The organism is Metabacillus sp. YM-086 (genome assembly GCF_048059995.1).
Lineage (GTDB): Bacteria > Bacillota > Bacilli > Bacillales > Bacillaceae > Metabacillus > Metabacillus litoralis_B.
The window spans coordinates 18,833-28,886 of sequence record NZ_JBLUOI010000064.1 but is presented as its reverse complement, the minus strand read 5'-3'; the positions used below and the strand labels follow the sequence as shown (position 1 = coordinate 28,886).

General features: G+C 34.0%; 14 protein-coding genes. 11 read left to right on the top strand and 3 right to left on the bottom strand.

Features of this window, described 5'->3' with window-relative positions:
- Together ACEWK1_RS21200 and wrbA are read left to right on the top strand one after the other, a co-directional pair.
- Positions 1 to 179, top strand: a 179-nt coding sequence (locus ACEWK1_RS21200) for a peptidoglycan-binding domain-containing protein (RefSeq protein WP_416636635.1), incomplete at its 5' end; no start/stop codon positions are given.
- 164 nt (positions 180 to 343) lie between these two features.
- Entirely contained in the window at positions 344 to 943 is a 600-nt protein-coding gene (gene wrbA / locus ACEWK1_RS21195; protein WP_121662463.1) for an NAD(P)H:quinone oxidoreductase, read from the top strand.
- A 49-nt stretch (positions 944 to 992) separates the two neighbouring features.
- Here wrbA and ACEWK1_RS21190 read toward each other — a convergent pair whose 3' ends face one another.
- On the bottom strand, positions 993 to 1,616 hold the full coding sequence (locus tag ACEWK1_RS21190; protein WP_121662462.1) for a nitroreductase family protein: 624 nt from the start codon (positions 1,614 to 1,616) through the stop codon (positions 993 to 995).
- A gap of 144 nt (positions 1,617 to 1,760) precedes the next feature.
- On the opposite strand from ACEWK1_RS21190, the gene ACEWK1_RS21185 reads away from it, so the two are divergent.
- The 3 genes from ACEWK1_RS21185 to ACEWK1_RS21175 all read left to right on the top strand — a co-directional run bounded on the left by ACEWK1_RS21185 (position 1,761) and on the right by ACEWK1_RS21175 (position 3,190).
- Positions 1,761 to 2,087 carry a winged helix-turn-helix transcriptional regulator gene (locus ACEWK1_RS21185; RefSeq protein WP_121662461.1) on the top strand — a complete coding sequence of 109 codons (327 nt, stop codon included), beginning with the start codon at positions 1,761 to 1,763 and terminating at the stop codon, positions 2,085 to 2,087.
- Between the two features lie 2 nt (positions 2,088 to 2,089).
- A complete protein-coding gene (locus tag ACEWK1_RS21180) occupies positions 2,090 to 2,827 on the top strand; it encodes an SDR family oxidoreductase (RefSeq protein ID WP_212134183.1) in 738 nt (245 codons plus the stop codon).
- A gap of 153 nt (positions 2,828 to 2,980) precedes the next feature.
- A complete protein-coding gene (locus ACEWK1_RS21175) occupies positions 2,981 to 3,190 on the top strand; it encodes a hypothetical protein (RefSeq protein WP_098799808.1) in 210 nt (69 codons plus the stop codon).
- A gap of 41 nt (positions 3,191 to 3,231) precedes the next feature.
- Here ACEWK1_RS21175 and ACEWK1_RS21170 read toward each other — a convergent pair whose 3' ends face one another.
- The gene (locus tag ACEWK1_RS21170; protein WP_121662459.1) at positions 3,232 to 3,726 is read right to left on the bottom strand and encodes an Hsp20/alpha crystallin family protein; all 495 of its coding nucleotides are present in this window, start codon (positions 3,724 to 3,726) and stop codon (positions 3,232 to 3,234) included.
- Positions 3,727 to 3,913: 187 nt separating this feature from the next.
- Here ACEWK1_RS21170 and rarD point away from each other — a divergent pair, with 187 nt between their 5' ends.
- From rarD to bshB2, 4 genes are read left to right on the top strand one after another with little or no spacing between them, the layout of a single operon-like run.
- Positions 3,914 to 4,855: an EamA family transporter RarD gene (gene rarD, locus ACEWK1_RS21165; protein WP_121665029.1), complete on the top strand. Its 942-nt coding sequence runs from the start codon at positions 3,914 to 3,916 to the stop codon at positions 4,853 to 4,855.
- A 20-nt stretch (positions 4,856 to 4,875) separates the two neighbouring features.
- Positions 4,876 to 5,148: a hypothetical protein gene (locus ACEWK1_RS21160; protein WP_121662458.1), complete on the top strand. Its 273-nt coding sequence runs from the start codon at positions 4,876 to 4,878 to the stop codon at positions 5,146 to 5,148.
- Positions 5,149 to 5,159: 11 nt separating this feature from the next.
- Positions 5,160 to 5,510, top strand: a complete 351-nt coding sequence (locus ACEWK1_RS21155) for a YojF family protein (protein ID WP_212134179.1) — start codon at positions 5,160 to 5,162, stop codon at positions 5,508 to 5,510.
- A gap of 26 nt (positions 5,511 to 5,536) precedes the next feature.
- Entirely contained in the window at positions 5,537 to 6,202 is a 666-nt protein-coding gene (bshB2, locus tag ACEWK1_RS21150; protein WP_251395919.1) for a bacillithiol biosynthesis deacetylase BshB2, read from the top strand.
- 40 nt (positions 6,203 to 6,242) lie between these two features.
- Here the strand turns inward: bshB2 and ACEWK1_RS21145 are convergent, their stop codons facing one another.
- Positions 6,243 to 7,604 (bottom strand): MATE family efflux transporter, encoded by a 1,362-nt coding sequence (locus tag ACEWK1_RS21145; protein WP_251395916.1) that lies wholly within the window; start codon positions 7,602 to 7,604, stop codon positions 6,243 to 6,245.
- Positions 7,605 to 7,899: 295 nt separating this feature from the next.
- On the opposite strand from ACEWK1_RS21145, the gene cdaS reads away from it, so the two are divergent.
- Positions 7,900 to 8,526 carry a sporulation-specific diadenylate cyclase CdaS gene (gene cdaS / locus ACEWK1_RS21140; protein ID WP_251395914.1) on the top strand — a complete coding sequence of 209 codons (627 nt, stop codon included), beginning with the start codon at positions 7,900 to 7,902 and terminating at the stop codon, positions 8,524 to 8,526.
- A gap of 83 nt (positions 8,527 to 8,609) precedes the next feature.
- Positions 8,610 to 9,818, top strand: a complete 1,209-nt coding sequence (locus ACEWK1_RS21135; protein WP_251396089.1) for an MFS transporter — start codon at positions 8,610 to 8,612, stop codon at positions 9,816 to 9,818.
- Positions 9,819 to 10,054: the final 236 nt, after the last annotated feature.

Below are 10,054 nucleotides of genomic sequence, written 5' to 3'. Positions count from 1 at the left end.
ATTTTGATGAAAACACAGAAAAGGTCGTAAAACAATTCCAAGAAGACCAAGGCCTAACTGTTGACGGGAAAATAACAAAAGATACAACAATAAAATTAATTGAATTAATTCAAAACAAAATAAAAGATAACGACACTCAACTTGAAAAAGCAATTTCTGTATTAAAAGAACAACTTTAAGATAAGAAAGCAGCGCTCCTAAAGAAGCGTTGCTTTTCTTATTTTATCAAAAACATGATTATAATTTATAAATTGTGGTAAAGAATGTGTAAGAACGAAATATACTAAAGGTTGTTTTATACATACCTCAAGTTATTATTCCAAAGAAAAAGGAGCGATGATGAATGTCAAACGTTAAACTAGCAATCATTTATTACAGTTCAACAGGTACGAATTATAAGCTAGCACAATGGGCAGAGCAAGGTGCAAAAGAAACTGGAGCAGAAGTAAAGGTTCTAAAAGTTCCTGAGCTTGCTCCAAAAGAAGCGATTGAATCGAATCAAGCGTGGAAAAATCATTTAGAGGAAACTAAAAATGTACCTGAAGTAAAACTCGATGATCTAGAGTGGGCGGATGCGATTATCTTCAGCGTGCCAACACGTTTTGGGAATGTACCAGCTCAAATGAAGCAGTTCCTCGACACAACAGGTGGTCTTTGGTTTAATGGAAAGCTTGTTAATAAAGTTGTAAGTGCGATGAGTTCGGCAAACAACCTTCATGGCGGCCAGGAACAGACAATTTTAAGTTTATATACAACAATGTATCATTGGGGAGCAATTGTAGCTGCTCCGGGATATGCAGATCCTGTGACATTTGCTGCTGGAGGGAATCCATATGGCACTAGTGTAACAGTTGATTCAGATGGGAATATGAAAGAAGATGTGGAAGAAGCCGTTAAATTTCAGGCAAAACGAACAATATCAATTGCAGAAAAATTGAAATAGAAAGAATATAAGGGTGTCTCAGATTTAACGGGACACCCTATGTCTTTTGTTACAACCAAGTTGTTACAGTCTCAACATCTAAACGATTGCTTTTATGAGCTGGTTTAGCTGCCTGTCCAAGCGTGATTAACATAATCGGAACATATCTTTCAGAGATGGAAAATTCCTCAATGAATTGATCCTTGTTAAAACCACCGATAGCACAAGAGTCAAATCCTTTAGCTTTAGCGGCAAGTATAAGTTGCATCGCTGCTAAGGATGCGTTTGAAAATGCTGCATCTCTTGCAAATTCTTTATTTTCATATGCTCGGTTAATTTGTCCTGCTAGTGTTTCTTTAATTTCGGATGTCATATAGCCAGCATCAACGAGCGGATCATATACTGTATCTGTGTTAAGATTTGCTTCAAGATCACCTAATAATGCAACAACAGCAGATGATTCTACTATTTGGTTTTGATTATAGGCAATTGGTAATAGCTTTTGTTTAGATTCATCTGAATGAAAAACAGAGAAATGCCAATGTTGTAAGTTCCAGGCTGATGGAGCTTTAGTTGCTAATGTTAAAATCTCTGTTAGTTCTTCTTTTGTTATTTTCTTGTTTGGGTTATAGTGACGAACTGATGCCCGATTATTAATAACTGTTTTTACATCGTCTACGTAATCTGTATTCATGAGAAACCCTCCTAAGTTGAATTCATGTATCGCATGTTTTATACTAAAAGTAATAAACTAACTTTTAGTAAGTGTTTATTCATAAAACATATCTTAATTGAAGTGTTAAAATGAGTCAAGAGATACGAAGCAAGGAGTGATCACTTGAAAATCAATCTTTGTCCAAAAATGGAATCTGCATTTAGGGTTTTGGGAAAACGTTGGATTGGCATTATCATTCATGTTTTATTAGATGGACCAAAACGGTTTAAAGACTTAACTGATATTATCCCTAGTATTAGTCAAAAGATGTTATCTGAACGACTTAAGGAACTGGAAAATGAAGGTCTTTTAAAAAGAGTTGTTATCGACGATACTCCAGTAAAAGTGATATACGAGTTAACGGAAAAAGGGAAAGACCTAGAGGGAGTTATTAATGAAATAGGAATCTGGGCCAATAAACATTGTTTTGAACAAAAGGAGGACAATTAGGGATGAAAAAAACTGTGATTGTCACTGGTGGTGCAAACGGAATTGGCAAGGAACTTGTCCTGCAATATTCAGCGAAAGGGTATAATGTTGTGATTGCAGACATAGACGAGCAAGCTGGTTTGGATTTAGAACAAACTTGTAAAGAACAAGGATTGGAGGCCAAATTTATAAGAACAGATGTATCAATTGTGGCTGATCTTGAAAATTTAATAGAGCAAGCAGTAGCAAAATATCTTACAGTAAATATTTTAATTAACAATGCTGGACTTTCTAAATGGAATTCACCATATGACATTTCTGTAGAAGAATGGGATAAGATGATTCATACTAATTTACGGAGTGTTATGTTTGCTTCAAGAGAAGCTGCAAAAGTGATGAAAATGAACAAAGGTGGAAAAATTGTTAATATAGCTTCAACAAGAGCACTTATGTCTGAAGCAAATTCTGAGGCATATGCTGCAACAAAAGGCGGGATTGTTGCCCTTACACATGCATTGGCGACTTCTTTTAGTTCAGATAATATTCAAGTGAATGCTATTTCTCCAGGGTGGATTGAAACGGGAGACTATCAAGCGCTTCGCGAATTAGATCATGCTCAACATTTATCAAATAGAGTCGGAAAACCATCTGATATAGCAAAGGCTTGTTTTTATTTAACATCTGAAGACAATGATTTTGTAACTGGTACTAACCTTGTTGTAGATGGTGGAATGACAAAAAAGATGATGTATGAGGAATAACATATTAAGCAGCAACTCGACATCCATTATTTACGGAACACCTAAAACCAAAAAATATATGTCATTTACCTAATAAAGTGGGTGTAAGCCCACTCCAATACCCCTCTAAATGAATATGAAGTAGTGTAGGTATAATTTAGAGGAGGTAAAAAAATGGCACCATATATGATGCGTAATGATTTTCGTAGACCTTATCCGGGTGGGAGATTTTTCTGGGGAGGTCCTTTTGTTGGAGGTTTATTAGGTGGGTTAGTTGGAAGTGCGATCTTTAGACCAAGACCACCATTCTATGGATATCCTTATGGTGGATATGGATACGGTTATGGTTATGGAACTCCTTATGGCGGTTATCCTTTCTATTAATGAGAAAAAACTACCTGCTTAAAGTAGGTAGTTTTTTCTTATTAATATGAAATATCAATTTCAGAAATATTACTTTCATCTAATCGAATAAATTGAATCTCAAGGTAATCATCTAAAAATCGAGCTCGAGTTCCTTTTCTCTTAACAGGGCTTGGCAACATGTATTTTGATTGCTCATTTTCTTTAGGGTAGTTTATAAGAATAAGCTGATGATTTGTATGTTGTAATTTTAAATTCTTGTTATCTTTGTTTGGCATGGGGAGCTTTACATAAACAAAATCATTTGTTTCAAAGATTTCCGGCTGGGGTTTCACTTGCGTCTCACTTTTTGAAAAATCTCCTTGAAAAGGAAATCCTGAAGGATCGTTACCTGTCATATTACCTTGAAAAGGAAATCCTTGTGTAAAATCCCCACTAAAAACATTTTTCATAACATTTTGGATATAGGATTCGACGTCTTTTGGGTTCATCTTGTTTAAATGCTTCATAAAACCGGATTGGTCAAATGGAAATTGTTTATTATTCCAAGGAAACATATCTTCACTTCCTTTACACCTGATTTGATATTATAGAGTATGCAGGGGAAGGGAAATAGGTTAGAAAGCTAATATGTTGTGAGACAGCTTCTAACAAGTTTATAATGAGTCTTAGGTGGAAAAGGAATAGTGTGTACTTTGAGATCGGAGATTGATTGAGAGAGGCAAAAGAATCGAGGTAAACGAAATGAATACAACAGAAGAAAATACATACAAGAAAGGGCTCTTTTACACAGCTTTTTCTTATATCCTCTGGGGGATATTACCTCTATATTGGAAAATGATTAACAATGTTTCACCTGAAGAAATTTTAGCACACAGAATCTTCTGGTCATTCATTTTTATGATTGCGTTGCTCACTTTTACGAAAGAATGGAAAAATGTAAAAGATGTAAGTAAAAGAATGATTAAAAATCCCGGATTGATTGTTTTACTAGTTGTTTCATCATTGTTAATTAGTATCAATTGGTTTGTGTATATTTGGTCCGTAAATAATGATCATTTAATTGAGGCAAGCTTAGGTTATTATATAAACCCGTTAATAAGTGTTTTACTTGGAATGCTGTTTTTTAAAGAAAAGCTAAATTTATGGCAGAAACTATCTTTCATAATTGCTGCAGTTGGTGTTTTAATTATGACCTTCCATTATGGGCAAATTCCATTTGTTGCGGTTACACTAGCGTTAAGTTTTGGATTGTACGGTTTAACCAAAAAAATAACAAAACTAAGCTCAGGAATCGGGCTTACTTTTGAAACAATGGCTGTTACTCCAATCGCGGTAATTTATTTAATCATGCTTGCTACTCAGGGAGAACTTGAATTTCTATCTTTTCATGTAACAACAAATTTACTTTTAATTGGAGCTGGTATTGCAACAGCAGTTCCTTTGCTACTTTTTGCAAGTGGAGCACAGAGAATTCCGCTGTTTATGGTTGGTGTTTTACAATACATAGCTCCTACAATTACCTTAATTATAGGTATTGTCTTGTATGAAGAACCATTTACAAAAATTGAAGTGATGACATTCTCATGTATTTGGACAGCTTTACTGTTCTTTACGTTATCAAATTCTAAATCCTTTAAAAAAGCAGAATTTAAGCTGAAAAATCGGAAATCACTGGGGATGTAAACTTTGAGTGGAGGTTTATATTGGAAACGAATGCTTTATTACATGCATACCGGCAGTTATGGACAAATCGTAAATTGCCGATTGAAAGAAATGAAACTGAGACGCTGATGGATGCTATCACAGTAGAATTGCTAGATGAAATGACTCATCCGCGTCTTCGTAAAAATATTCATCTAAAATTTCATTCGTCGGTTAAAAGAATAATCTCTTCTTCACTAAATCAAGACCAAAAACTAGGTCTAATCGAAATACATCTTAAAGTGATGGAAGACTTAACAAAAAATCCTACTTAGGGGGCAAACTTATGAAAAGAATTGTACCGGAAGATGTACAAGCATATTTAGATACATTTCTAAACAAATCAGTATATATTCATTTAGAAACAACTACTGGCTCTTATTCGGCACATAAAGATGAAAAAAGTATGACAGTTGTTGCGTTTATTCGAAATGCAAAAGTAAAATATCAGCATGCTAAAATTACAGGTAATGGTCCATATCGAATTGGATTGAAATTAGATGAAGGCTGGATCTATGCTGAAGGTTTAACAGATTGGGTGTATAACGATCATAACCAATTGTTAACTGCGGGGCATAATTCAGAGGGACAGTTAGCCATATCATTACAAATAAGTGAAAAACCGTTTCATAATTAATAAGATCGGCAAAAGGAGTGTATTTAATGAGAGAACATGTTCTAGTAATCTTACCACATCCTGATGATGAAGCCTTTGGAGTAGCTGGGTTAATCGCGCAGAAAAGAAAAGCAGGAATTTCTGTTACATATGCATGTGGAACGTTAGGTGAAATGGGTAGGAATATGGGAAACCCTCTATTTGCCAACCGTGAGACATTGCCAGAAATAAGAAAAAAAGAATTAATGGATGCTTGTGCCGCTATGGATATTCAAGATTTGCGAATGCTCGGGCTGCGTGATAAAACACTTGAATTTGAAGATGATGAACAGTTAGCAGATCTTTTTGAGACAATTATTGATGAAGTTAAACCAACATTAATTGTAACCTTTTATCCGGGTCATGGTGTTCATCCCGATCATGATGCTTGTGGGGCAGGAGTTATTCGGGCATTACGCCGTAAACCTATTGAAGAACGACCAATAACGTATTGTATGGCAATTACGAAAAATCGTTTCGAAGTAATTGGGGAGCCTGATGTACAAATAAACATTACAGATGTAGCAGATATTAAATTAAATGCTTTAAAAGCTCACCGTTCTCAAACAGAAGGTATGTTAAAAGCAATGGAAGAAAAGTTCCTTAACAAAGATCCAGAAGTTATGCATTGGTTTGAAAATGAAGTCTATTATACGTATAAGTGGAATGATTAAGAGAAAAACCCCCAAAGTTGAACTTTGAGGGTTTTTCTTGTTATGAATTGCTTAAAGAAGCTTCGTTTCTACGTTGAATAAAAAATAACCTTGCTGAAAGACCTACAGCACCTGCTGCCAGACCTGATATTAGGCCGATCCAGTAGCCAAATGCGTCAAGGGAGGTATATGTTGCTAAAAGATATCCTACGGGTAATCCAATGACCCAATATGATATTAGAGCCATAATAAATGTAACATTCACATCTTTATAACCTCTAAGAACTCCTTGTATTGGTGCTGCTATTGCATCAGAAAGTTGGAAGAAAATTGCGTAAATTAAAAAGTCTTGTGTTAGTTTTAAGACAGCAGAATCTTCTGTGTAAATTGATGCAACTTCAGGTCTAAAGAAATAAATAAGTGCAGCTGACAAAATGGATAAAAAGATAGCCATGCTAATACCTAAATAACTATATTGTTTAGCATCTCTAATACGTTTCGCCCCAACCTCATGTCCCACAACAATTGTAAGGGCCATTGAAATACTAAGCGGTATCATATAAAGAAATGAGGCAAAATTTATTGCCGCTTGATGTGAGGCGATAGTAATTGTATTATATTGACTCATTAAAAGAGTAACAGCAGCAAAAATACTTGTTTCAAAGAAAATAGATAAACCGATTGGAACACCAATTACTAAAATTTCCATCCATGCTTTTAACGAAACAGAATAAAACGTTTTAAAAATACCATATTTTTCAAAAGGGGATTGCCTCATAACAATGATCACTGCTATTGCTGTGATACACCAATATGTAATAGCTGATGCAATACCTGCACCAATTCCACCTAGTTTAGGGAAGCCTAGTTTACCAAAGATAAATAAGTAATTAAATACAAAATTAATTGGTAAAGAACAAAGCGTAACGAACATAGTTACCCTTGTATATCCTAGTGCATCAATAAAACATCTTAATACAGCGTAAATAAATAAAGGTAAGATGCCAAGTGACAACGAAATAAGGTACCATTTTGCAATATGTGAAACAGGTTTATCTAATCCCATATTTTGCAATATCGGATCTAAAACAATAACACCAAGTATAGTAACTATGATTGAAATCACAATACTAACGTATATTCCTTGTACAACCATATATGGTACATCTTTTGTCTTTTTTGCACCTACTAACTGAGCAACAATTGGTGTAATTGAAAGTAAAATTCCACTTAATCCTGTGTAAACAGGTACCCAAAGGCTTGAACCAATTGCAACGCCGGCAAGGTCGTTTGGATGAACTTTACCTGACATTGTTGTGTCAAAAAAGTTCATAGCATAAAGTCCAAGCTGAGTAACAAGAATGGGAAATAAAATGCTCGAAAAATAATTAAGCTTTTCCCGTTTTAAACTGTTATTTTTCATTTATACATCCTCATTTCTACTTAATACCTTGAGAATTATATCATGAAAAATTCGTGGTATGTTACTTTGGTTGATTATCAGATTTTCTTGATTCACCTTTAAACATCTGATAATAAAAAAATCCTAATGAAATAACACCAAGAATGCTAAATGTATACTGTAAAATTTTATGAGTAATCATGTAAACGCCTCCTATTATTAGTATGGTTTTTCAATTGGAAAAAATACACATGAACTTAGTCAACATAAGATTTTTATCAATGAAAAGACTAAAGAAAAGGAGGCTTGATTACATATGCAAAATGAACACAACACGTTTTCTTCTATTAAAAATCATATTTCTTTTCAACTTGAACAAATTATTGAAGAAGCCGAGAAAATGCAATTATCTATAGGAGAAAAGGAGTATTGTTTATTATGTGAACTCGCCCAAATAAGGGATCGATTTAATGAAATACAATCAACAGCGTCTTTTTTCTATTTAAAGGCATATATTGCGGAATTTACGAGTCAGTACATAGAAATTGCTAAGGCAATTCAAAATCTATCTGAACGACGACATGGTGCACTAATTGTTGTAGAGCGACATCAAAATGTAGATCATCTAATTCAAGAGGGAATACAATTAAATGCAACCTTATCAAACAGACTAATTGAAAGCATCTTTTATCCTGGTAATCCCCTTCATGATGGTGCTGTTTTGATTAAAGGAGACTATATGATCTCAGCTGCAAATGTGTTGCCCCTATCTTCACAAGACTTTGGCCAAGAAAAGGTTGGGACAAGGCATCGCGCAGCTATTGGGTTATCAGAAATAACAGATGCTTTAATATTAATTGTTTCTGAAGAAACAGGGAAAATGTCATTTGCTCTTGAGGGAACATTATATCCAATTAGTACTCCTGATTCGAATCTCCAATAAAGTATTTATTTCGTATAGCGAAATAAAAATATCGGTGTTATAGTTTAATTATTAGGTGAATTTTATTGGAAGAAGCTGAGAAGATGTGGAAGAATAAAAATGTTTGGATTTTGTTGGTTGGAGAACTTGTTGCTGGTCTTGGTTTATGGCTGGGAATTATCGGAAACTTAGAATTTATGCAGAAATATGTTCCTTCAGATTTTATGAAATCAATGATTTTGTTTATAGGATTACTTGCAGGGGTTATGGTTGGACCACTTGCTGGTAGAGTGATTGACAGTTACTCAAAAAAGAAAGTTCTAATTTATGCAGGATTTGGAAGAACTTTAAGTGTATTATTCATGTTTTTAGCATTAGAGTTCGAATCGATTATCTTAATGATTTGTTTTATGATCAGCATTCAAATTAGCGCAGCCTTTTATTTTCCAGCGTTACAGTCTGTCATACCTTTAATAGTAGAAGAGAATGATTACATTCAAATGAATGGGGTTCATATGAATGTATCAACAATCTCACGTGTCGCAGGGACAGCTCTTGGTGGAATTTTATTAGTTGTTATGGATATTAGTTTTCTTTATATAGGATCAATGATTGCTTATATTGTGATATTAGCTACAACATACTTATTATCATTCGAAGAACCCGAATCAAATAAAGTAAAGGGTACTAAATCAGGGAGTTTTACTGAGATAATACCAGTTTTGAAACGTACACCGGTTGCTATGATGGCACTTGTGTTGACATTTGTTCCTGTCTTGTTTCTTGGCGGCTTTAACTTAATGGTAATTAATATTAGTGAAACACAAGGAGATGCTGCGATTAAAGGTCTTCTTTATACTGCAGAAGGTGTTTCATTTATGATCGGTGCTTTCTTTGTCAAACGAATAACACATCTTGTAGAGCCAATTACATTAATGTTTATTTTCTCCTTTGTTATATCTTTGGCTCACCTTTCATTATTCTTTAGTGATATGAAAATAATGTCGCTTATTTCTTTTGGGATTTTTGGCTTTGCAGTTGGTTGCTTTTTCCCGATTGCAGCGACTATCTTTCAAACAAAAATTGATAAAGAATATCACGGGCGTTTCTTTTCGTTTCGAAACATGTTTGATCGCATTATGTTTCAAGTAGTTTTATTAGGTACTGGATTATTTCTTGATACAATTGGTCTAAAATATATGGTAATTGTATTTGGTTTGATTTCATTAGTGGCAGTATTCACTTTTGGTGTGCAGTATTTTAAAATTGGGGCAAATAAGAGATTACTAGATAATCATAAAAAAGTAGTTTAATAATAGGTCGTAGGCCGGGAATCAATACGGCCTTTTTTATTTGTATAATTTACTAACTATAAATTAAGCTTCTTCTTCTTAAAAGAAATGATTGTCTATACGTGTAATGTTTTGTATGATAAAAATAAAAGTTTTGTTTCTTTTTTCCTGTTTTACTGTAAATCTACTATTCAATGAAATATTTGGTCATTTATTGTTGTTAATCTATCAATTTATAAGACCTAGGAGGTACCTTT